Annotated in this window: 19 protein-coding genes; 5 read left to right on the forward strand and 14 right to left on the reverse strand. The window is 64.1% G+C overall.

Annotated features, from left to right (window positions below):
• The first annotated feature begins 117 nt into the window (after nt 1-117).
• A complete protein-coding gene (locus tag J3A71_RS19950; protein ID WP_060518990.1) occupies nt 118-1,179 on the forward strand; it encodes a hypothetical protein in 1,062 nt (353 codons plus the stop codon).
• A gap of 15 nt (nt 1,180-1,194) precedes the next feature.
• Here the strand turns inward: J3A71_RS19950 and J3A71_RS19955 are convergent, their stop codons facing one another.
• Nucleotides 1,195-1,623: a PACE efflux transporter gene (locus tag J3A71_RS19955; protein WP_016485875.1), complete on the reverse strand. Its 429-nt coding sequence runs from the start codon at nt 1,621-1,623 to the stop codon at nt 1,195-1,197.
• 100 nt (nt 1,624-1,723) lie between these two features.
• Here J3A71_RS19955 and J3A71_RS19960 point away from each other — a divergent pair, with 100 nt between their 5' ends.
• Nucleotides 1,724-2,602, forward strand: a complete 879-nt coding sequence (locus J3A71_RS19960) for a LysR family transcriptional regulator (protein ID WP_016485874.1) — start codon at nt 1,724-1,726, stop codon at nt 2,600-2,602.
• A 142-nt stretch (nt 2,603-2,744) separates the two neighbouring features.
• A complete protein-coding gene (gene mcpA, locus J3A71_RS19965; protein ID WP_209953160.1) occupies nt 2,745-4,631 on the forward strand; it encodes a methyl-accepting chemotaxis protein McpA in 1,887 nt (628 codons plus the stop codon).
• 84 nt (nt 4,632-4,715) lie between these two features.
• On the opposite strand, the gene J3A71_RS19970 is transcribed toward mcpA, so the two are convergent.
• The gene (locus J3A71_RS19970) at nt 4,716-5,093 is read right to left on the reverse strand and encodes a RidA family protein (protein WP_023047830.1); all 378 of its coding nucleotides are present in this window, start codon (nt 5,091-5,093) and stop codon (nt 4,716-4,718) included.
• Nucleotides 5,094-5,389: 296 nt separating this feature from the next.
• Here J3A71_RS19970 and J3A71_RS19975 point away from each other — a divergent pair, with 296 nt between their 5' ends.
• Complete coding sequence (locus J3A71_RS19975; protein ID WP_016485871.1) at nt 5,390-6,175, forward strand: sulfite exporter TauE/SafE family protein; 786 nt, start codon at nt 5,390-5,392, stop codon at nt 6,173-6,175.
• Between the two features lie 3 nt (nt 6,176-6,178).
• On the opposite strand, the gene J3A71_RS19980 is transcribed toward J3A71_RS19975, so the two are convergent.
• From J3A71_RS19980 to J3A71_RS20000, 5 genes are all read right to left on the reverse strand, one after another.
• Entirely contained in the window at nt 6,179-6,718 is a 540-nt protein-coding gene (locus tag J3A71_RS19980; RefSeq protein WP_209953162.1) for a histidine phosphatase family protein, read from the reverse strand.
• A 111-nt stretch (nt 6,719-6,829) separates the two neighbouring features.
• A complete protein-coding gene (locus J3A71_RS19985; protein WP_016485869.1) occupies nt 6,830-7,168 on the reverse strand; it encodes a DUF3325 domain-containing protein in 339 nt (112 codons plus the stop codon).
• Nucleotides 7,165-8,685: a PepSY-associated TM helix domain-containing protein gene (locus J3A71_RS19990; RefSeq protein WP_145914466.1), complete on the reverse strand. Its 1,521-nt coding sequence runs from the start codon at nt 8,683-8,685 to the stop codon at nt 7,165-7,167. The genes J3A71_RS19985 and J3A71_RS19990 overlap by 4 nt, the downstream gene beginning before the upstream one ends.
• Nucleotides 8,682-8,969, reverse strand: coding sequence for an iron transporter (locus J3A71_RS19995; RefSeq protein ID WP_095114676.1), 288 nt, complete (start codon nt 8,967-8,969; stop codon nt 8,682-8,684). Before J3A71_RS19995 ends, J3A71_RS19990 begins: the two co-directional genes overlap by 4 nt.
• 157 nt (nt 8,970-9,126) lie before the next feature.
• Complete coding sequence (locus tag J3A71_RS20000; RefSeq protein WP_209953164.1) at nt 9,127-11,367, reverse strand: TonB-dependent siderophore receptor; 2,241 nt, start codon at nt 11,365-11,367, stop codon at nt 9,127-9,129.
• Between the two features lie 289 nt (nt 11,368-11,656).
• Between J3A71_RS20000 and J3A71_RS20005 the strand changes: the two genes are divergently transcribed.
• A complete protein-coding gene (locus tag J3A71_RS20005) occupies nt 11,657-12,940 on the forward strand; it encodes an arsenic transporter (RefSeq protein WP_016485865.1) in 1,284 nt (427 codons plus the stop codon).
• A gap of 72 nt (nt 12,941-13,012) precedes the next feature.
• Here the strand turns inward: J3A71_RS20005 and J3A71_RS20010 are convergent, their stop codons facing one another.
• The 7 genes from J3A71_RS20010 to J3A71_RS20040 form a co-directional block, all read right to left on the reverse strand.
• Nucleotides 13,013-14,089: a 3-keto-5-aminohexanoate cleavage protein gene (locus tag J3A71_RS20010; protein ID WP_016485864.1), complete on the reverse strand. Its 1,077-nt coding sequence runs from the start codon at nt 14,087-14,089 to the stop codon at nt 13,013-13,015.
• 62 nt (nt 14,090-14,151) lie between these two features.
• Nucleotides 14,152-15,792, reverse strand: coding sequence for a fatty acid--CoA ligase (locus J3A71_RS20015; RefSeq protein WP_209953166.1), 1,641 nt, complete (start codon nt 15,790-15,792; stop codon nt 14,152-14,154).
• Between the two features lie 43 nt (nt 15,793-15,835).
• Nucleotides 15,836-18,361 carry an MMPL family transporter gene (locus J3A71_RS20020; RefSeq protein ID WP_060519000.1) on the reverse strand — a complete coding sequence of 842 codons (2,526 nt, stop codon included), beginning with the start codon at nt 18,359-18,361 and terminating at the stop codon, nt 15,836-15,838.
• A gap of 30 nt (nt 18,362-18,391) precedes the next feature.
• Entirely contained in the window at nt 18,392-19,468 is a 1,077-nt protein-coding gene (locus tag J3A71_RS20025; RefSeq protein WP_016485861.1) for a YCF48-related protein, read from the reverse strand.
• 64 nt (nt 19,469-19,532) lie between these two features.
• Nucleotides 19,533-20,891, reverse strand: a complete 1,359-nt coding sequence (locus tag J3A71_RS20030) for a DUF1329 domain-containing protein (RefSeq protein ID WP_070086481.1) — start codon at nt 20,889-20,891, stop codon at nt 19,533-19,535.
• A 33-nt stretch (nt 20,892-20,924) separates the two neighbouring features.
• A complete protein-coding gene (locus tag J3A71_RS20035) occupies nt 20,925-22,790 on the reverse strand; it encodes a DUF1302 domain-containing protein (protein ID WP_060519006.1) in 1,866 nt (621 codons plus the stop codon).
• A gap of 82 nt (nt 22,791-22,872) precedes the next feature.
• Nucleotides 22,873-23,439, reverse strand: coding sequence for an alpha/beta hydrolase (locus tag J3A71_RS20040; RefSeq protein ID WP_016485858.1), 567 nt, complete (start codon nt 23,437-23,439; stop codon nt 22,873-22,875).
• Between the last annotated feature and the right edge of the window lie 3 nt (nt 23,440-23,442).

Raw genomic sequence — 23,442 nt, forward strand, 5'->3', positions numbered from 1 at the left:
CATGCTGACGCGGTCCCTGTAGGACCGCGATGACCGGGCGATGGGCTGCACAGCAACCCCACTCACCCGGCCCTATACTGCGAGAACCACCCCAGCCTCTACCAGGGAGGCGGCCGCGTGAGTTCTCGAATCCTTCTGTTGCTGTGCCTTCTGCTGGCCCTCACCGGTTGCGCGGGCAAGCGCCCAACAGCCCCGCCGCCCCCTGCGGTGCTCACCCCGGCCACCTGGCAACGCATCGATCAGGAATTGATCGACGCCTCGGTCGGCGCAGCCGGCTCGGCCAATGACTATGCACGGCGCTCCATGCGGGTGTGGCGGGAACAGGTACAACAGCGCACCGAAAGTGACTTCATCCCCTGGTTCACCGGCTACTGGACCCAACAGTGGCTGACCCTCAAGGTGGCCTGGTACAAACTCGACAGTGGCACAGGCCGGGAGCCGGCAGAAAAGCGCCTGGCCCTGTACCTGCAGGAGCAATACCACGTGCGGGTGATCGAGCCGGTGGCCGAACAGATCAACCCCGAGGGCATCCGTGACCGGGCCTGCGAGCTGTACCTGCAACTGTTCGGCCAGCAACTGCCAGCCATCATCAGCCGCTACAACGCGCCGCCCGAGCAGCTCAGCCAGCGCCTCAACCGCATCCCCGCCATCGCCCTGGGGCCACCGGATGCCCGCAATGCCAGCCTGTATCAACTGCTACGGGCCAAGCCGCTGGACCAGCAGCCGGCCTGGCAAGCCATGCGCCAGCACCTTCATCAACTGGCCAGCAAGGGCCCCGGGAGAACCGATGTCGGGCTTAATTCGGTGGCCACCCAGGCGAGCGACAAGCTCGGCGCTACCCTGGCCCCACGCGGCATCGCCAGCGCCGTCGCATCAGCAGTCGGCAAAGTGGCAGGAGCGATGATTTCAATCGCCGCGGCCGGCTACGGCATGATGACCCATGACCGCGAACAGCCGCAGATGGTCGAGCAGTTGCGGGTGATCCTCAACGTGGCACTGAACCAGGAATGGCAGGAGTTGATGGAGAACCGCCAGAGCGGGGCAATGGCGGGGGTGTATTACCTGTCGGGGCAGGTTGAGGACAGCTTGCTCGCCAGCGCACCACGGCCAGTTGAACAACCGGTGGAACAGCAGGTAAAGCAGCAGCAAGAACCTTTGATCATCCGCCTGCCGCCTTAGTGGTTACAGGCTGGATCAAGCAGCAGCCATGGCAGAACGTGGCAGCCCAAAGACCCGGTCGAACGCCCAGTTGTAGGCGAAGGTGTAGCACGGCACCAGAATGATGAACGCCATATCGACCAGCAACGCCTCCATCAGCGTCATGTCCAGCCACCAGGCAATCAGCGGGATCAGGTACACCACCAAGGTCAGCTGGAAACCGATGGCATGCGCCACTCGGCGCGCCACGCTGCGCCCGCGCCTGGCCTGGCGGCTCTCCCAGTACTCGAACAGGGTGTTGTAAATCAGGTTCCAGAGCATGGCGATGGTGGTGATCATGACCGCCAGTGGCCCGGTATGCGACGCCTGGGTGTCCGACAGGTAGGCCAGGCCGAGGGTCGACATGCACAGCCCGATCAGCTCATAGAAAGTCACGTAGACCAGTTTGCGTTTTAGTCCCTGCATCGGGATTACTCCAATGACAAAAGCGATGGGGCGCGATCATGCGTCATCATGCTTGACAGCAAAAGTCAGCGGCTGTCAGATCTACTGACAGGAGGCTGCCATGAATTTTTCCAGCGACAACATCCAGCTGTTTCTTGCCGTACTCGACCGCGGCTCGTTTTCCGCCGCCGCACGCGCCCTCCAGCGGGTGCCTTCGGCCGTGAGCATGGCCATCGGCAATCTTGAGGCCGAGCTGGGCTACAGCCTGTTCGAGCGCGGCTCACGTGAGGTTCGCCCTACCGCAAAGGCTTTGGCCCTGGAGCCACACGCCAGGCTGATTGCCGAACAACTGGGGCTGCTACAAGTGCATGCCCTGGAGCTGTCCCAGGGGTTGGAAAGCAGCCTGAGCGTGGCCGTTGTGCCAGACATCGACCACCGCCCGTTGCTGGCGGCCATCGCCAGCCTGGGCGAGCGCCACCCGTTGCTGGATATCGCCCTGCTCAGCGCCCCGCAGGAAGAAGCCCTGCACTTGCTGGACAGCGGGCGGGCCGACCTCTGCGTGGCCTTTGCCGGCCTGCAGGTCGATGCCCGCCGAAGCTTCCAGCACATCGGCGTGGAGTCGCTGGTGGCCACACTGTCGCCCACCCACCCGGCCTTGCGCGAGGGGCGCATTCACTACCTCGAAGACCTGACCCGGGTGCGTCAGATTCTGGTGCGCAGCCGCGACCTGCCGCTGGCTGACCCGCGCCCGCTGATCGGCGCCACACACTGGTCCACCGACAGCTTCGACCTGGCGTTGCAAATGGTGGAAGCCGGCCTGGGCTGGGGCGACCTGCCACTGTCGCGGGTCGCGCCGCGGCTGGCCAACGGGCGCTTGGTACGCCTGGATTTTCGCAATACCCGCAACGAGTTGCAGTTGCCGGTACACATTTTGTGGCGCAAACAACAACCGCTGCAGCAGGCCGCACGGCTGTTGATCGAACAGCTGACGAATCAGTGACTGCCGTCTGTCGAAACGCCCAGAAGAAATTACTGTAAGTGCTTCAATCTTTTACCCCTTGAGCCGATATCTCGGTCGACAGGCACCGCATCGCGTCATGAGCGTGCTGCGCCCTCCCCTCATTGGCTCAAGGTCTCGAAACATGAACCTGAAATTTCGCCACAAGATCCTGCTCAGCGCCTGCGGCGTCGTGGTCCTGGCATTTGCCCTGTTCACGCTCTACAACGACTACCTGCAACGCAACACGATCCGCCAGAACATCGAAGCCTCGGTACAGCAATCCGGCGCACTGACTGCCAGCAGCGTGCAAAACTGGATGAGCGGGCGCATCCTGGTGCTGGAAAACCTGGCCCAGGATATCGGCCAGCAAGGCGCCGGCGAGACCCTGACCGGGCTGATCGAGCAGCCTTCCTACACGCGCAATTTCCTGTTCACCTACCTGGGCCAGGCCAACGGTGTGTTCACCCAGCGCCCGGATACCCAGATGCCTGCCGGTTACGACCCTCGCCAGCGCCCGTGGTACGGCGCCGCCGCCAGCGCCGGGCAGACTGTGCTGACAGCCCCCTACCAAGGCGCTGTCGGTGGCCTGATGGTGACCATCGCCACCCCGGTGAAGCGCAAGGGCAATGGTGAACTGATGGGTGTGGTCGGTGGCGACGTGACTTTGGACACGCTGGTCGAGATCATCAACTCGGTCGATTTCGGCGGCATCGGCCACGCCTTCCTGGCCGACGCCAACGGCCAGGTGATTGTCAGCCCCGACAAAGACCAGGTGATGAAGAACCTCAAGGACATCTATCCGGGCAGCAACCTGCGGGTTGCCGCCGGCATGCAGGATGTCATCCTCAACGGCCAGGACCGCATCATTTCCTTCGCCCCGGTGGCCGGCCTGCCGTCGGCACAGTGGTACATCGGCCTGTCCATCGATAAAGACAAGGCTTACGCGGCGCTCAGCCAATTCCGCACCTCGGCGATCATCGCCATGCTCATTGCCGTGGCTGCCATCGCCGGCCTGCTGGGCCTGCTGATCCCGGTGCTGATGCGCCCGCTGACCACCATGGGCCGCGCCATGCGCGACATCGCCGAAGGTGAAGGCGACCTGACCCGCCGCCTGACCGTGCAAAACAAGGACGAATTCGGCGAGCTGGCCACCTCGTTCAACCGCTTTGTCGAACGCATCCATGCCTCCATCAGCGAAGTGTCCTCGGCCACCCGCCTGGTGCATGACCTGTCGGAAAAAGTGGTCAGCGCGTCCAACGCGTCAATCAGCGGTTCTGAAGAACAGAGTATGCGCACCAACAGTGTGGCCGCGGCCATCAACGAACTGGGGGCTGCCACCCAGGAAATCGCCCGTAACGCCGCCGATGCCTCGCAGCATGCCAGCGGCGCCAGCGAGCAGGCCCACGGCGGGCGTGCAGTGGTCGAGGAAGCGATCAGCGCCATGACCGCCCTGTCCCAGCGTATTAGCGAGTCCTGCGCGCAGATCGAAACGCTTAACGCCAGCACCGACGAAATCGGCAAGATCCTCGATGTGATCAAGGGCATCTCGCAGCAGACCAACCTGCTGGCACTGAACGCCGCGATCGAGGCCGCCCGTGCCGGTGAGGCCGGCCGTGGTTTTGCCGTGGTGGCCGACGAAGTGCGCAACCTGGCACACCGCACCCAGGAATCGGCCGAAGAGATCCACCGCATGATCACCAGCCTGCAGGTCGGCTCGCGCGAAGCGGTGCACACCATGAACACCAGCCAGGTTTCGAGCGAGCAGACCGTGCAGGTGGCCAACCAGGCCGGCGAACGCCTGGCCAGCGTGACCCAGCGTATTGGCGAAATCGATGGCATGAACCAGTCGGTGGCGACCGCCACCGAAGAGCAGACTGCCGTGGTCGAGAGCCTCAACCTGGACATCACCCAGATCAACGCCCTGAACCAGCAAGGCGTCGAGAACCTGAACGAGACACTGCTGCACTGCGATCAACTGGCTCAACAGGCTGGCCGCTTGAAGCAGCTGGTAGGCAGCTTCAGGATCTAAGCCCTGTCATAGACGGCAACAGCCACTGCCTGTTGCCGCCTCTTAGAAAACATGGGTTATTGATTTGCCAGGGACTCAGCCCGGTCAGGCTTCGCCGACAAACGCCTGCACTTCAATTTCCACATCCACACCCAGCGCCAACGCCGAGGCCACAGTCGAACGCACTGGCAGCGCCGCGCCAAAAAACTCCTTGTAGACCTCGTTGAAACCGGCAAAGTGGCTCATGTCCGACAGCCAAACCGTGGCCTTGACCACTTGATCGAAGCGCGCGTCGCAGGCCGCCAGGCTTTCGGCGATGCGCTCGCAGGCTGCGCGGGTCTGGGCCTGGATATCACCGCGCACTACTTCACCACTGGCGCTCATCGGCACCTGGCCGGAGAGGAACAGAAACCCCCCGGCCTTCACTGCACGGGAAAACGGAAACGGCAGGCTACTGGGGAAACGCTGGATGTCATTGCTCATGGGATGCTCCTTTCGAGGTTGCTGGAAACGGGCCGGGGAAGGTGGGGGCGCTGCGCCGGCAAGGTGACAGGCCGACCCTCGCCATGCCGCACTGATCGGCTCCGGTCCAAGCCCGGATTATCGCCCGCGAACGGGCGCCAGTTCGACGATTTTATCTGCAACCCCGGGCAAGCGTTCGCCCGGGGCCTGAACACATGCCGGTTATAACCTAATAACGAACAAGTCTATTTGGCTATAAAAAAATCTATATGCTGGCTGCATCCGATAACGGGCAAAGATGGGCAGTCGAGTAGCGTATGGATGTAGGTTCTTTCGGTTTCACCATTGCGGGCCTGGTCGTGGGTTTCATCGTCGGCATGACCGGCGTCGGTGGCGGCTCGCTGATGACCCCGATCCTGTTGTGGTTTGGCATCAACCCGGCTACGGCCGTTGGTACGGACCTGCTCTATGCAGCCATCACCAAGGCCAGTGGCGTCTGGGTGCATGCGCGCCACAAGAACATCGACTGGAAGATCACCGGGCTGCTCAGCCTGGGCAGCGTGCCCGCCGCAGCACTGACCCTGTGGTTCCTCAGCACCCTGCACACCGACACCTCGGCGCTTAACGCCATCATCAAGCAAGGCCTGGCAGTGGTGCTGATCCTCACCGCGCTGGCCATTCTGTTCAAATCGCGTCTGCAGGCCTTTGCCAGCCGCCATGCCAGTGACCACTATCACCTCAGCGACCGCAGCCTGAACACCCTCACCGTAGTCACCGGCGTGGTGCTGGGGGTTATGGTCACCCTCACCTCCATCGGTGCTGGCGCCCTGGGCACCGTGGCGCTGTTCCTGCTGTACCCGTTTCTGGTCACCCGCCGCCTGGTCGGTACGGAAATCGCTCACGCGGTGCCGCTCACCCTGGTAGCAGGCCTGGGCCACGCGGGCATGGGCAACATGGACTGGTCGCTGTTGGGCTACCTGCTGCTGGGCTCGCTGCCGGGCATCTACCTGGGCAGCCACCTCACCGGACGGATCTCGGACCGCGTACTGCGCCCGTGCCTGGCGGCGATGCTGCTGCTGATCGGCTACAAGCTGGCGTTCTGACCCTCAGCCCAGGCGCAGGCGCCACTGCCCGGTAAAGCTCAACTCGAGGCGCGAAAGCGGCGGCACGTCGATACGCTGGCTAGCCTGCATCGGGCACCCCAACACCTCTACCAACACGGCGCGCATCACCATCGGGTGAGTCACTGCCAGCCACTCACCCGGCGTGTCGAAGGCCGCCAGCCAAGCGGCCACCCGCTGGCATACTCTCGCGAAAGATTCCCCCCCATGCACCGCACTGGCCGGGTCCTGCAGCCACTGCGCCAACGCCTGCGGTTGTTCGGTTTGCAACTGCTTCAGCGGCAAACCCTGCCAACGCCCCAGGTCGCAATCGGCCAATGCCGGCTCGATCTGCACCGGCCCCGACCACCACGCCGCCGTCTCGCAGGCTCGCCGTTCTGGCGCAGTCAGCATTTGCACGCCGGGCACGATGGCGTCGGGCTCTTGGGTCAACGGCAAGATGGCGTCATCTGCACGGTGCAGGCGCCCGGTCTTCTGGGCCTGGGTCAGAGCATGGCAGATCAGGGTCAGGCGGACGGCTTTCACCGGGGCTCTCTCGCAGCAGGCAGGGGCCCATGGTTTAGCATGCTGCGAGGCGTTTGGCTGCAACAATGTCGCCGCCCGCACAAACGCGTATCCCTTGTAGGCGCGCTCAGTTCATAGATAGGTAACCACCTGCGCCAAACCCCACACCGGCAGCGCCCCCACCAATCCCACCGCCAGCCGTGGCCAGTACGGCAGTAACATCACCAGCACCAACCCCGCCAGCGACAACACGCCGAACCAGGCCACCGGCCCCATGGCCCAGCCCCAGGCCTGGGCGCACAGCGTCAGGCTCGCCAGCAACGCCAACCAACCGGCACTGCGCAGGCTGATACTCCACACGCGCGGGCAGGTGCGATTCCACACCTGTTTGTAATGCCGCTCCAGCCCCTGGCACAGCCCGAGCATACCGGCATAAGCGAACAGCACTGCGCCTGCAATCCACATCATCATGCCTCGGCCTCCTGTTGCCGGCCTGCTCGGGCCTTGCGCTGCACCGGTTGTACTTGCCGCACCCGCCAGGCCACCAGCCCAATCAACACGCCCAGCACCAACGCACAGGCCGCTACGCCCAGGCGCATGGCGTCTTCGAGGCCGCCAAACGCACCCAGGCCGATGCACAGCAATGCCGTCAGCAACAGTTGCTCGGCCCATGCACGGCGTGCCGGCCTGACACCCGCATGCAACAGCGCCAGCAGCCATACACCAAAGAACGCACGTACTTCCCAGCTCTCCCGCTGTAGCAGTTCCACCGGCAACAAGCGGCTGGCCCACAGCAGCCCGACGCATGCCAGTAGCAAACCGCTGATGAAGCCCACGTTGCACACCTCGGCCACCCGGTACCAGCGCCGTGCCGAAGCATCGGCAGTGGCACTGACATACTTGCGCCCGCGCTTTACGCAGAACAGCACCAGGCCGCTGGCGATCATCAGGCAGCTGACCAGCCCGCACACGAAGTACAACCAACGCATCGGGTAGCCGCCAAATTGGGCAAAGTGCAGCCCGACCATGACCCGCTGGGTCAAAGGCACCGCGCGCCACTCAGGTACGTCGCTGAGCAGTTGCCCGCTGACGCCATCGAAGACCATGGCCTGCCCCTTGGCCAGGGCAATCCGGTTGCCCAGCTCGGGGCGGATTTCAACGCGCGCCGCCGCCGTGTTCGGGTTGCGGATGTTCAAGCCGCCGATCGGCCCCAACCGCGCCTCGGCCTGGGCCAACAGCGGGGCTACATCCACCAGCGCGGCCGGCTGCCTGGCCAGGCCACGGGGCTGTTCCACGCGAGCATTGCCTTGGGCCTGGAAGTAGGCGCGTGCGTCGCCGGCAAAGAGCGCATCGACCCCGGCGGGGATGTAGATGAGCATGAAGATTACCAGGCCGGTGTAGGTGATCATCAGGTGGAACGGCAGCAACAGCACCGCGCTGGCGTTGTGGAAATCCAGCCACGAGCGCTGGCCCTTGTTCGGCCGGAAAGTAAAGAACTCCTTGAAGATCTTCTTGTGGATGACGATGCCGGTCACCAGTGCCGCAAGCATCACCAGCGCCAGCGCACCGACCACGAAAATACCCCAGTTGCGTGGCAGGTCGAGGGTGAAGTGGAAGCGGAAGAAGAAGTTGCCGCCGACACTGTCACGCACCTCGATGGCCTCGCCGGTGCGCGGGTCGAGCTGCACGCCACCGCCGTGGCGGCGCTCGCCGGTAGAAACGCGCAGCCCTGGCGCGCGTTCGCTCGGCAGGCTGATGCCCCAGTTGCCTGCTTTTGGTTCATGGGCCTGCAGGTAGTCGATAGCGCGCCGGGCAGCGTCGGCCTGGGGCACCTGGGTGGCCGGGATTTCCGGCTGCATCCAGTGGTTGAGCTCCTTGTCGAACACCGCCAGGGTGCCGGTGACGAAGATGGCGAACAACAGCCAGCCGAAGATCAGCCCAGCCCAGGTATGCAGCCAGGCCATCGATTGGGTGAAGGTATTCTTCATGTCAGCCGCTCCATTACCTGGGGCCAGAAACCGATCAGGGCAAGGGGCACGGCCAGTGCCAGCGGCGCCCAGGCGCGCAGGGCATCACGGCAGGCGAAGGCCCAGAGGATGGCAACGGTGTAAAAAATGAACGCCGGCAGGGTCGCGACGATGACCGCATCGGCGGCAGATAGCGGCAGGATGCGGGCCAGGCAGGCACTGGCGGCGTAGCTGAGGGCGTAACCGCCGAGCAACGCGGCGGCGCTGCGAGAGAGTAGTTGTAGCCAGGCAGGGGCTTTGATCATCGGAGGGTTCCTTGAGGTCCGGTGATGAGGCCAGGGCTGTGCGCAGCCCAATCGCCGGCAAGCCAGCTTCCACAGGCCCCGCACAGCATTCGAGGGCTGTGCGGTACCTGCAGGAGCGGCCTCGTGTCTCGATCGGGCCGCGAAGCGGCCCCCGCTGTCAGAAGTTGATATTCAGCGCAGCAAACACCGCCCTGCCCGGCTGGTTATACGTGTTGGCCCCCGAACTGCTGGCGTTGCCGCCACGCAGGATCTGCTTGTCGAACACGTTGTTCACGCCCACCCGCACGTCATAGTTGGCGTTGAACTTGTACCCGGCGCTCACATCCACCAGGCCATAGGCCTCGACGTCCTGCTGCGCGGCCTTGTCGTAGTCTTGCTGGGTGCGGTAGTTGTAGGTCGGCGATTTCTGCTTGCCAAAGTAGGTGCCCGCCACCTGGAACGACAGCTGCTCGGTGGCGCGCCAGTCCAGGGTGGTGTTGACGGTATATTCCGGGATCACCGACAGCGGTTCGCCAGTCTCGCGATTGTCGTTGTCGAGCATCCAGGTCAGGTTGGTGTTCCAGTCCAGGGTCGGCGTCAGCTCGATGAAGACGTTGCCTTCGATCCCTTCCACCCGCGCCTTGCCGGCGTTTTCCCACTGGGTCACGCGGCGGCCGCTGTTAATGGCATAGAGCACATCGGTACCGCCGATGATCTTGTTCTTGTAGTCATTGCGGAAGTAGGTGGCGCTGGTACGCCAGGTGCCGCGGTCGTACAGCAGGCCAATCTCCTTGTTGACGCTGATTTCCGGCTTGAGGTCGGCGTTACCCTGCAGGTAGCAACCACCGGAGTTGGTCTGCTCCACACTGCAACCTTGGCCGCGGCTGTAGAGCAGGTAATTGGGGTTGGACTGGTACAGGTTCGGCACCTTGTAGGCGCGAGCAATGCCGCCTTTGACCGACAGCGCCTCGGTGAGCTTGTGCGACAGGTTCAGGCTGGGGCTGAAGTTGTCGCCAAACATCTCGTGATGGTCAAAACGCAAGCCAGGCGTCACCGTCGTGTCGCCGATGACGATATTGTCCTCGACGAACAACGCGTAGCTTCTGGCGGTCATCTTCGATTCGCTGCGGTCGAAACCGCTGATCGCGTCATTGCCCGACCCACTCGGGTCGAAGCTCTGCGGACGGAACGAGCCCTGGTCGTTGAGCGACTCGTACAGGTACTCGCCCCCCAGGGTCAGCACATGCTCGGTGCTGCCCAGGGCGAACGGCAAGTTGACCTCACTGTTCAAGCGCGTGTTACGCAACCGCGACATCGCCGCGCCGCTGTCGTTGATCGCCCCTTCCGGGCCACCAGCCAAACCCTCGTTGAGGCGCCAGTTGCGCACGTATTCGTAGGCCAGTGTGGTCTTGCTGGTACCCCAGGTGAAGTCGCCCAGGTGGGTCAGGTCGTAGGTGCTGCGCTGCATGACGTTGGTTTCGTGGCCATACAGGCTGGAAATCAGTGCGACGTCGCTGCCGCCGTTGCTGTTCATGGTGTCGCCCGCGTAGATATTGCCTTGGCGGCTGTAGCCGGCACTGGCTTCGAAGCGGTGCTCGTCGTTCAACTTCCAGCTGAGCAGGCCGTTGATGTCCTTGTTGCGCACCCCCTCGCGCCCGGCAACCAGTGCGCTGTTGGCGTGGCTGGCGTTGATATCGAGGTCGTCAGCGTCAGTCTTGGCCAAGCCGCCGAACAGCCGGAAACCAAGGTTATCGGTGAGGCCGCCACCGAGGTTGAAGTTGGCGCGGCGGCTGGCACCCTCGGCACCGTCTTCCGGCAACTGGGTGAACAGGCTGACGCTGCCCTTGAGCTCGTCGGTGGGGCGTTTGGTGATGATATTCACCACCCCGCCCATGGCGCCGGAGCCGTAGCGAGCGGCGGCTGGGCCACGCAAGATCTCGATACGCTCGACGGCCTCGGCGGGCACCCAGTTGGTTTCACCCCGGGTATCACGGTCACCGTTCCAGCCATAACGCACAGCGTTGCGGGCGCTGGAGGGCTTGCCGTCGATGAGGATCAGGGTGTTTTCCGGGCCCATGCCGCGCAGGTCGATCTGGCGGTTGTTGCCGCGCGCGCCGCTGGCGCTGTTGCCGGTCAGGTTGACGCCGGGCTCGCGGCGGATGATATCGGACAGGTCATTGGACGGCGGGTGGCGCTTGATGTCGTCGGCGGTGATGATCGACGAACCCAAGGCCTGACGCGCCTCGCGCTCGGCGGTGATCAGGGTGTCCTGAATCACCAGCGCGTTGTCGGCAACCGGCACTTCCAGCACCTCACCCGTACGCTGCTCTTCAGCCTGGGCCGCGGTGGCCACCATGGCCGGTGACGCCAGCGCCACGAACGCCAGGGCCAGGCTGTTGGGTGAAGTTCTGCACTGCATGGGTACATCTCCTGCGATTCATGAGCGAAACGGCACATCCCTGTCGCAAACCGGGAGCCCTCGCCCACCGGCCTCGCAAACACAGTCTGGTGGCCAACAGGGGTGGTAAATATAGGGAATTGCAAATGAGAGTAAATCGTATTTACGAAGTTTACATGTTTGTAACCGAACTTTGCTGAAGCGCGCGGTAGAGCGCCGTATTCCCGCTCACACAGAATCCTGGCCATGCTGCAGTAATTGGCTGCTGCACTGGCTACACTGGCCTTCCTCTAACCCGAGCCATCTGTTCATGCTCCCAGCCACGCTGATTTTCCTGTTCACCCTGACCCTGGTCATCTGGCAACCCAAAGGCCTCGGCGTCGGCTGGAGTGCCACCTTCGGTGCGCTTCTGGCCCTGCTGTGCGGCGTGGTGTCACTGCACGATATCCCCACCGTCTGGGCAATCATCTGGAACGCCACCGCCACCTTCATCGCCCTGATCGTCATCAGCCTGTTGCTGGACGAAGCCGGTTTCTTCGCCTGGACGGCGCTGCATGTGGCGCGTTGGGCCCGAGGCGACGGGCGTCGCCTGTTTGCCTTCATGGTGCTGCTGGGGGCAGCGGTATCCGCGCTGTTCGCCAACGATGGCGCAGCCCTGATCCTCACCCCCATCGTCATGTCGATGCTGCTGGCGCTGCGCTTTTCCCCCACGGCAACCCTGGCCTTCGTGATGGGCGCCGGTTTTATCGCCGACACCGCCAGCCTGCCGCTGGTGGTATCGAACCTGGTCAACATCGTGTCGGCGGACTACTTCGGGCTCGGCTTCAACGCCTACGCCGCCGTGATGGTGCCGGTGAACCTGGTGGCGGTCGCGGCCACGCTGCTGGTGCTGTGGCTGTATTTTCGCCGCGACATCCCGCTGCGGTACGCCACCGACGACCTGCAAGTGCCTGCCCTGGCAGTGCGCGATCGCGCCACGTTCCGTGCGGGTTGGGTGGTACTGGTGGTGTTGCTGGCCGCGCTGTTCGTGCTGGAGCCGCTGGGCATCCCGGTCAGCGCCGTGGCCTCGGCCTGCGCCGCCGTGCTGTTTGCCGTGGCCGCCCGCGGCCACGTGATTTCAACCCGCCGCGTGCTGCGCGAAGCACCGTGGCAGATCGTGGTGTTCTCACTGGGGATGTACCTGGTGGTGTACGGGCTGCGCAATGCCGGCCTGACCGACGCCCTTGCCGGGGTACTGGACTGGCTCGCCGGGCATGGGCTGTGGGCGGCTACGCTGGGCACCGGGCTGATTGCAGCGCTGCTTTCGTCACTGATGAACAACCTGCCCAGTGTGCTGATCGGCGCCTTGTCGATCCATGCCAGCGAAGCTCAGGGCGTGGTGCGCGAGGCGATGATCTACGCCAATGTCATCGGCTGCGACCTGGGGCCGAAGATCACCCCGATCGGCAGCCTGGCCACGTTGCTGTGGCTGCATGTGCTGGCGCGCAAAGGGGTGGTGATCGGCTGGGGGTATTACTTCAAGGTCGGCGTACTGCTGACCGTGCCGGTGCTGCTGGTGACCTTGGCGGCCCTGGCACTTTGGTTGAGTGTTTGAGGTTGCCGAGCAGCTGGCTCCAATCCCTGGAGCACAGCTTCAGCCAGCGCAAAACCTCTCGTCAACCAATGCTCAGTTGCCGTCAGCGGTTTCAGCCGTCTTGCGCAAGAAGCCCTGCTGGCCACCGTTGCGGTTTGGCGCGAACCCATTGGCCTGCAGGCTTTCTTCGACGGTGTCGTAGAACACGCCGATCTTGCTGATTTCGCGGGCTTGCCTGGCGGTGGCGATCGGCCGACCGAACTCGCGCGACATGCGCACCAGCTGCTCGATCTGCTGCACCGTGGACATCTTCTCGGTCTGCGCCTGGTTCCACAGGTTGTCCTCGATGCCGCAGCGCACGTGCAGGCCCATGGCGATGCCCATCATGTTGATCGGCAGCACGTTGCGCATCGAGCTTTCCACGGTGAGCACGGCGCCGTCCGGCACGGCCCGCACGATGTTGGCGAGGCTGTAGATGTTCGGCACGTCCATGCCGCCGCCGATGGCCACCCAGTTCATCACCAGCGGGCCTTTGTAGATGCCACGGCGCATCAGGCGCTCGACCGACTCGAAACTGTTCAGGTTGTAGCACTGGAAGGCACTCTGGATACCCGCGGCGCTAAGGCGGCGCACGTGCTCCTCGACCCAGCCGGGCTGCGCGGGCACGGTCATTTCCTTGTAGGCCTCGTACACCGCCGGGTCTTCCATCGAAGTCCCGCGCACATCCTGATAGCCCCAGTGCTCGACCACGTTCATCTGCGAGGTGTTGACCGTCACCGTGACCTGATCGGGCTTGGGATCGAGCTCGGCCAGCATGTGGCGAGTATCGTCGCTCAGCCACTTGGCCGCAGCGCCTTCGGTCTCGGGGGCAAAGCTGATCGAGCCCCCCACCTGGATGATCATTTCCGGTACCGCTTCACGCACACCGGCAATCAACTCGTTGAACTTGGACAGGCGCTTGGAGCCCTTGCCATCCAGCTCGCGCACATGCAGGTGGAGCACCGTGGCACCGGCGTTGTAGCAATCCACGGCCTTCTGTACCTGCTCGGCCATGGTCACCGGGATGTCCTCGGGGAAGTCGGACGGCACCCAGGAAGGCGCATAGGGCGCTGCGGTGATGATCAACGGCTGCTGGTTCTCGGTGAACAGGTGGCCATCAAGGAAGTTCATGGGGTGTTCCTTATATTGGGATTGTTGGAAAGGTGTCGGTACAGACCGACGGCTATTGGGTTTCAGCAATGCATCTCGCGGATCAGCTTCTTGTTGATCTTGCCGACACTGGTCTTGGGGATGTCCGCCACGAAGTGCACCTGGCGCGGAATCGCCCACTTGTTGATCTGGCCACTGTCGACAAACTGCTTCAGGTGCGCTTCGAGCCCTACCTGATCGAGGCTGTCACCCGGCATGCACACCACCAGCGCAATCGGCCGCTCGCCCCAGTGCTCGTCGGGAATGCCCACCACCGCCACGGCATTGACCGCAGCGTGCTGGCTGATCAGGTTCTCCAGCGCCAGCGAGCTGATCCACTCACCCCCGGTCTTGATCACGTCCTTGATGCGGTCCTTGATCTCCAGCACCCCGTGGCGGTCGATCGAGCCCATGTCGCCGGTGTGCAGCCAACCGTCCTGCCACAGTTCGGCACCCTTTTCCGGCTCGTGCAGGTACCCCTGGGTCAGCCACGGCGAACGCACCACGATCTCGCCCAGCGACTCACCGTCGTGGGCCACCTCGACGCCCGCCGCATCAACGATGCGCAGGTCGACCATCGCCACCGGGGCGCCGGTCTTGATCCGCTGCGCCACCTGTTCGCACATGGGCAAGGCCAGGTCTTCGTCGTGCAGGTGGGTCAGGGTCAGCAGCGGGCAGGTTTCCGACATGCCGTAACCGCTGAAGATCAGCATGCCGCGCTCGCTGGCCTGACGCGCCAGGCCGTGGGTAAGCGCGCTGCCGCCGAGCAGGATCGTCCAGCGGCTGAAATCGGTGTGCCGGCCTTGCTCGCTGTCGAGCATCATCTGCAGCAAGGTGGGTACGCAGTGGGAGAACGTCACCCCCTCATCGCGGTACAGGCGCACCAGCTTGTCCGGCTCGTAGCGGCCCGGATACACCTGCTTGATGCCCAGCATCGTGGCCGTGTAGGGCACGCCCCAGGCGTGCACATGGAACATCGGGGTGATCGGCATGTACACGTCGCTGGATCGCAGCAACGGCTGGCCGTCGTAGGCGGCGAAAGTGCCTAACTGGTTCAGGGTGTGCAGCACCAGCTGGCGGTGCGAGAAGTACACCCCCTTGGGGTTGCCGGTGGTGCCGGTGGTGTAGAACAGCGTGGCCACCGACTGCTCGTCGAAGTCCTCGAACTCGGCCTCGGGGCTGGCTGCATCCAGCAGCGCTTCGTACTCGCCGAGCACCGGCAGCGACGTGGCCGCAGCCTCCCGGTCCGTCAGTTGCAGGTAGCCTTTGACCTTACCCAACTGGCCGTGCAGCTGCTCCAGCAGAGGCACGAAGTCGTCATGCACCAGCACCAGGTCATCCCCGGCGTGGTTCATGGTGTAGGCCACCTGCTCCGGCGACAGGCGAATGTTCACTGTGTGCAGCACCGCGCCAATCATCGGCACGGCGAAGAAGCATTCCAGCGAACGGTGGCTGTCCCAGTCCAGCAGCGCGACGGTGTCACCGGCCTGCACGCCGGCCGCGCGCAGCACGTTGGCCAGGCGCCGCACCCGCTGCTCGAGCTCGCGGTAGGTGTAGCGCAGCGTGTCGGCGTAGACGATCTGCTGGTCCGGCTGGTGTTGCACACCCGCCATCAGCAGGCGTTTGATCAGCAAGGGGTAGGCATAGGCGCCGGCTGCCGGCGGCATTATTTTTGTCTTGGCCATGACGTTGGTTCCAGTTTCCATGTTCGAATCGACTAAGAGCTGACTACGCCTGCACCCGCGCTTGCGCGCGTGGTACCTGGGCACTGTCACGGGGCTGTGGTGCGGCTTCGCAATGCGCGGGGGCCGCCGCGACAAAGCGCTTGTCCGGCAGCAGGAAGTGCGACAGGGCCGGGATCAGCAGCAGTGCGCCGAGCATGTTCCAGAGGAACATGAAGGTCAGCAGGATGCCCATGTCGGCCTGGAACTTGATTGGCGACCACGCCCAGGCGACCACGCCGGCAGCCAGGGTGATACCCACCAGCCCGACCACCCGGCCGGTGAAGGCCACGGCGTTCTGGTACGCCTCGCCCAGGGTGCGGCCCTGCCGCTGGTAGTGCAGCTGCACACTGAGCAGGTACAGCGCGTAGTCCACGCCGATGCCGACGCCCAGGGCGATCACCGGCAAGGTGGCCACTTTCACGCCAATGCCCATGGCCACCATCAGCGCTTCGCACAGCACTGAAGTCAGCACCAGAGGCAGCAGCGCCACCAAGGTCGCGCGCCAGCTGCGGAAGGTGATCAGGCAGAACAGCGTGACCGCCAGGTAGACGAACAGCAGCATGGTGCGGTTGGCTTCGCGCACCACGATGTTGGTGGCAGCTTCGATACCGGCGCTGCCGGCGGCCAGCAGAAACTGCCGGTCGGGGCTGCTGTTTTCGCGGGCGAAGCGGTCGGCGATGGCCACCACGTCGTCCAGGGTCTGGGCCTTGTGGTCCTTGAGGTAGGCGATCACCGGCATCATCGAGCAATCGGTGTTGAACAGCTCCGGGGCGTTGACCGAAGCCTGCTGGGCGGCGTAGTTGAGCATGTCCTGGTTGCGCTGCAGGCTGCTCATCTTCGGGTTGCCTTCGAAGGCGCCTGCGGTGATCTGGCGCACGGCGTTGACCAGCGACACTGTGGTCTGCACCCCGGGGTACTGCTGCAACTGCCAGGCCAGGCGGTCGGCGAGGATCAGCGTCTTGTAGCTCAGGCAGCCTTCCGGCGGGGTCTTGATCATCACCGCGAACAGGTCGCTGGACAGCGCGTAGTGGCTGGTGATGTAGGCGTTGTCGCGGTTGTAGCGCGAATCGGCGCGCAGCTCCGGCGCGCCGCTGTCGAGGTCGCCGATCTTCAGCTGCAGGCTCACCCAGAAACCGCCCAGGCCCAGCAACGTGGCTACCAGCAACGCGCCGGTGGCCCACTTGCGCGTGGTAAAGCGGTCGAGGGCGTCCCACAACTTGCCAAAGCCCCGGTGCTCGGCGGCGCGCTGGTCGATACGCAAGGCACGCTCCGACGCCTTGCGGCCAACGCCAACGTAAGACAGCGACACTGGAATCAACAGCAACGAGGTGAAGATCAATACCGCCACGCCGATGCTGGCGGTGATCGCCAGGTCCTTGATCACCGGAATGTCGATCAGCATCAGCACGGCAAAGCCCACGGCGTCCGCCAGCAGCGCCGTAACCCCGGCCACGAACAGGCGGCGGAAGGTATAGCGCGCCGCCACCAGCTTGTGGGTGCCACGGCCGACGTCCTGCATGATGCCGTTCATCTTCTGCGCCGCGTGCGACACGCCGATGGCGAAGATCAGGAACGGCACCAGGATCGAGTACGGGTCGATGGCATAGCCGAGCCAACCGACAATGCCCAACTGCCACACCACCGCCGCCAGGGAGCAGAACACCACCAAGAGGGTACTGCGCACGCAGCGGGTGTACAGGAAGATAATCACCAGCGAGGTGACCACCGCCAGGGCGAAGAACATCATCACCTGGATCAGGCCGTCGATCAGGTCGCCCATCAGCTTGGCAAACCCGATGACCCGCACCTTGTACTTGCCCTCGCCTTCCTTGCCAGACGCGCGCGCCTTGCTGTCGCCGCCGTATTCGTACGTGTCGCGCAACTGCTGTTCGAGCATCTGCGAGAACTGCCGGTAGTCGATACCGCGCCCGGTAGCCAGGTCGTGGTCGAGCAGCGGCACCACCAGCATGCTGGACTTGAAGTCGCTCGCCACCAGGCTGCCGACAATACCGGCACGGTTGATGTTCTGGCGCAACTGCTCGATGTCGGCCGGTTTGCCCTGGTAGTCATCGGGCATCACCGCGCCACCCTGGAAGCCCTCCTCCGTGACCTCGGTCCAGCGCACGCCCGGGCTCCACAACGACTTCATCCAGGCACGATCGACGCCCTGGGCAAGGAACAGCTCGTCGTTGATCTTTTTCAGCACGTCCAGGTATTCGGGGTCGAAGATATCGCCCTGGGTGTTCTCCACCACCACCCGCACCGAGTTGCCCAGGCCGCGCAGCGACTTGCGGTTGTCCAGGTAGTTCTGGATGTAGGGCTGGCTCTGCGGGATCATTTTCTCGAAGCTCGGCCGCAGTTCCAGGCGAGTGACAGCCACATAGCCGAGCACCAGCGTGGCCAGCACCATGAACAGCATGAACAGCGGGCGATAGTTGAAGATCATGCGTTCGAGCAGGTTGCCGGAACGTGGATCGAAATCCCGCAGGTCGCGGATCACCGGCATGGTGTCTTGCTTGATGTTGGCCATCACGAGGCTCTCTTGGAATACTTGTGGGTCTTAGCGGGCTGGCAGCACGCGCACGCCGCGCTCACCTACCAGCACGGTGCCGTTGCCGCGGGTCTGCAGGGCAGCCGCCACAGGTGCCAGCGGCACCTGCGGTTGCAGGGCGAAGCTCTGACCGCCGTCGTGGCTGCGCAGCACATGCCCGGCCTGGCTGAACAGCCAGTAGTCACCCTGGCTGTCGAGGCTGGCGGCGGTGATGCTCTGGCCCAGCCCGGTGTCCACCTTGGTCCAGCTCTGGCCGCCGTCGAGGCTGCGCGCCACGTGGCCACGCAGGCCGTAGGCAAGCACTTCGCCGGGCTTGCCGAGAATGCCGAACCAGGTGCCCTGGTAAGGGCCAGGCAGGGCGACGAAGCGCTGCTGCCGGGCATTCCACTTAAGCAGCAGGCCCTGTTCGCCGGCCACGTAAAGGTCATCGCCGACCGCCCGGATGGCATTGAGGTGCAGGCCTTGCGGGTTGTCGGTGCGGTCCTGCATCGGCACCCAGCTTTCGCCACCGTCGTCGGTGCGCAGGATCAGGTTGAACACGCCCACCACATAGCCGTGCCGGGTGTCGGTGAACCACACACCCAGAAACGGCTTGTCGGCACCCTCCTGCTCCAGGCGCTGGCCTTCGGCGGCGAACTGCGGCCATTGCGCATCGTCGGGGTGGGCCTGTGCCAAGGCCTGGTAATGGGCCGTGACCAGTGCACCGATCTTCCGGCCATCGAGCTGCACGGCCCAGTTCACACCGCCATCACGACTGTGCAGCACCACGCCATCGTTGCCTGCCGCCCACCCTTCCTGGGGGGTTGGGAACGCCAGGGCATTGAGGTCGGCGCTGACTGGCACGCTGGCCTGGCGCCAGTCCTGGCCCTGATTGTCGGAATACACGATGTGCCCACGGGGCCCCACCGCGACCAGCCGCTCGCCGGCCCGCACCACATCGCGCAGGGCGCTGTGCACCGCTAGCGCGCTAGGCTCGGCCGGCAGGTCCAGCACATCGACATAGGCCGCCTGGGCCACACCGCAGCTGCCGCCCAGGGCGAGCGTGATTGCCAACGCCCACGGCGCATACTTGTTCAAAGAAGCCATGCCACATCCTCTGCAAAACCTGACGGCGGCCACTTGCGGGCCGCCGCCAGACGGGTCATCGGGGTCAGCGAATGCCGGCGCCGGCCAGGGCTTCCGGTGACCACTGCGCCTTGGACAGAGGGGCGATGTACTCGATACCGCCGTGCGGGCCGATCAGGCCGTTGACGTTGTAGGTGCCACCGACCAGGTCGTAGACCACGTGCGGGTTGTTGTTGGGAATCTGCACGTCGTAGCTCTGGGTGAAGAAGCTGAACGAGCCGCGATACAGCTGGCCACGGGCGTCGTACTGGTCAGAAGCCAGTGCAAACCAGCTGTCCTCGTCAAGGTAGAAGCGGCGCTTGGCATAGATGTGGCGGGCATTGCCCTTGAGGGTGCCTTCCACTACCCAGACACGGTGCTTTTCCCAGCGCACCTGGTCGGGCGAGAGGTGGTTCGGCGTGGTCAGGGCCTTCGGGTCGTGGATGTAGGTGAGCTTGTAGGTGTTGTACGGCACGTACATTTCTTTCTTGCCGAGCAGTTGCCAGTCGTATCGGTCCAGCGCACCGTTGAACACGTACACGTCGTCGAAGGTACCGGAGCCTGCGGTGCCTGGGTTGGGTGTGTCGTAGGCCAGGTTCGGCGCCAGCTTCACCCGGCGCTGCCCTGGCAGGTACTGCCAGGCGCGGCGCTCTTGTACCAGCGGGTTGGCGGCGTCCTTGAGCATCATCGACTCACCGGCGCGGCGCGCCGGGCCTTCGAAGTACAGCTTGGTCTGGAAGTAGATGTCCTTGGGTTCGATGACTTTGTTCATGTCTTCGTAGATCGGGTAGGCGTTGTACGCCAGGCCCGTGGTGGCCAGGGCCGCGACACCGGCGGAGTCGACGTTCCAGGAGTCATACTTGGCCTTCTGGGCCACACCCTGGTAGCGCAGCAGGTGGTTCCACATGGCCTCGGCGCCCGACTGCGGGATCGGGAACGGCACGCCGGGCAGCACATTTTCGATGGCCATGCCGTCCTGCAGGGACTTGGCATTGGCGGCATTTTTCAGGGTGTTGTCGAGCAGCACCTTGGGCAACGCCGCGGTGCGGTGGCTCGGGTACACATCGATGTGGAAGCTCGGGAAGCGCTTGGCCAGCTCCACGGTGGTAGCGGTCAGCGAATCCTTGTACTGGTCGACGTTCTTGCCGTCGATCACCAGCAGCGGTTTCTCCGAGGCGAAGGGGTCCGGGCGCAGGGTATCGCCCTGCTTGAAGCTGGCAGGCGGGGTGTTCAGGCCACCCTGGTAGGCCGGGATCGCGCCGTCGGCACTGGCGGCCTTGTCGGCGCCGACCATGGTCAGGTCCTTGCCCAGCCGGGCGACGTCCTGGGCCGGGGCGGCCGCATGGGCACTACCGGCAATAACGACCGCAAGCGAGGCCGACAGCAGGCTATTGAGATACTTCATCGCGTTTCTCCGCTTGTTGTTGTACTAGGAGCTTCAGAAGGTGGTCTTGAACGAGGCCGTGACCATGCCGCGATCTTTCAGCAGCGGTGCAAGCCCAGCCTGCGAAGTGATCTGACCGGGGATGCACTGGTAGCGCCCGTTGGTGCCCGGGGTGTTGTTGTCGGTGCCGGTTTCGCAGGTATCGAACTTGCCGAAGGAGTCGACGTACTTCAGGTCGAACTTGTACTTCTGGTAGACGTCGGCGGCGATCCCGATCGAGTAGCTGCCGGCGTCTTCGTTACCGCCCAGCTGCACGGCCGAGTTGCCCTTGAGGCCAACGTTGTAGGACAGCGGCAGTGTGATATCGACCCCTGGCAGCGCCTGGAACCAGGTCGGGGTGAAGTTGACTGCCAGGGTGTAGGCGTTGGTGGTGACCTTGTCGACGCCTTCGTAGCTGGCGTCGCCCTTGAAGGTTTGCTCGCCCTTGTCGACGCTGACCAGATGGGTCATGGCGCCTTCCACGGCCAGCGACGAAGCGTTCCACAACGGCGTGGCGCCGAACGACACCAAGCCGTTGAGTACCACATGCAAGGTCTTGCCGCGGGCCAGCCCGGTTTCACCGTGGCCTGGCACTTCGCCGATCAGGTTGGTGCCGCCGGCGGTGCCGGCCAGGGCACCGTACAGCGGCCCGTTGATCGTGGTGAAGTTGCTGATCAGCGGCATGTTTTCGCGGTAGTTGACGTCCAGCCCCACGCTCACCGGACCGACGCTCTTGGCCAGGCTGATGCCGTAGATATCGATATCGTCGGCATAGGCCGTCATGTAGCTAGTGCCTTCCAGGCTGCCCGTGTGCAGGTTGGGGGCATTGATCAGCACCGCGGGGGTCGGGTCGGAGGTATTGCGGTAGTAGAAGCCCAGGGTGCCGTCGAGCCATTCCGGGCTCCACTTGGCCATTACACCGAAGTCGCCGCTGTTGTGCGGGCGGATGTCATGCCCGCGGGGTGCGCCATAGAAGGCACCGGCACCGCCGACCGCGTTGGGCACCGGCAGCCAGAAAATGTCGGCACCGTCGCCAAGCATGTCGTAGGCGCCCATGTAGGTGCCCCCTTCAGGCAGGCGCGAGTTTTCGAATTCAAGAAAGTACTGGGCCGCCAGGGTCAGTTCCGGGTTGATCGTGTAGCTCAGCGACAGCTGCTTGCGCGGCAGGAACAGTTCCTTGGTTTCGGTGCCGGGCACGTTGTACAGCTTGGCCAGGTCCAGTGCCGACTGGCCATAGTTGATGCCGTTGGCGGCGTTGAACAAGGTCTCGCCCCAGTACAGCGAGTGCCAGCCGAGCTTGCCGCTCACCATTGACTCGTCACCGATTTCGGTGCTGTAGAACACAAAGGCATCGAGGAATTCGCCAGACGGGCCGTTGTAGTACCGGTCGCTGTAATTGCTCAGGCCATGGCGCCTGGACGGGCCGCCCTGCAGCACAGCGCCAGCCGGCAGGCCACCGGCCGGGCGCGCCAGCACCAGGTTGCCGGCATTGCCCGCCTGGCCGGGAAACGGGTTGGAATTGGAGCCCACGTCGTCATAAGCGTGGTCGTACCAGCTCGCAGCACTAACACGCATGCCCATGTTGCCCTGGTACACCACGTCCAGTTCGGTCAGCAGGTCGACCCGCTGGGTCACCGCGCTGCCGACGCTGAAGTTCTTGTCACCGTCGTTGAGGTTGGCGGTGCGGGCGACCTTGGCGTTCTGGCCCTCAACGCGCTGGCCGTAGCTGAGCTTGGCGGTGTTGTCGAAGCGCACGTTCCAGTCAGGGTCGGCGAGGTCAAGCTGAAATGCCTGGGCAGCCGGCGCGCCGGCGACCAGCACCAGCGTGGCCAACAGATTGCGGCGGTGAAGGCAGAAGAGAACGTTCTTATTGTTGTTCATGCGGTATCTCTGCTTGGGATGTGCAAGGTGCCAGCAACGATCGGGCGCCGGCCTGACCCTGAGTGCGCGTGCCCCGGGCGGTTTAGCGATCGAGTTGCTGGATCAAGGCCTCGGCGTGTGGCCATGGGCCGAAGCCCGAGGCTGGGTTGAGGTGGCCAACGGCGCCGAGATCGACCAGCTCGCTGCCCCACTCGTCGGCCATGCGGGCGACGGCTTCGAAGCTCGCCAGGTGGTCGTTGCTGCTGGCCGCGACCAGGCTGGGGAATGGCAGCCGGCCGCTTGGCAGGGGTGCCCAGCCGTTGGCGCGCAGGCTGTCGGGGGTGGGATAATTGGCCGGCCAATCGGTATCCAGGTCCGGTGGGGCGGCCAGCAAGGCGCCCTTGATCGGGCGTTGGTAGCGGGCGGCCCAGTGCGCCACCATCAGCACACCGGCGCTGTGCGCGACCAGGATCACCGGGCCGTCAATGCTGGCCAGTTCGCGCTCGATCGCTTCGACGCGGGCGCTGCAACTGAGCTTGTCGGTTTCCAGCGGTGGTACCGAGCGCACCTTGCCCAGGCGCGCTTGCAGCAGGGTTTGCCAATGTTCGGGTACATGGTCGCGCAAGCCAGGCACGATCAGCACGGTTGCGGCGGTTTGCAGTTTTTCCACGTC

The sequence above is a fragment of the Pseudomonas sp. PvP089 genome, assembly GCF_017875165.1.
Classification (GTDB): Bacteria; Pseudomonadota; Gammaproteobacteria; order Pseudomonadales; family Pseudomonadaceae; genus Aquipseudomonas; species Aquipseudomonas fortuita.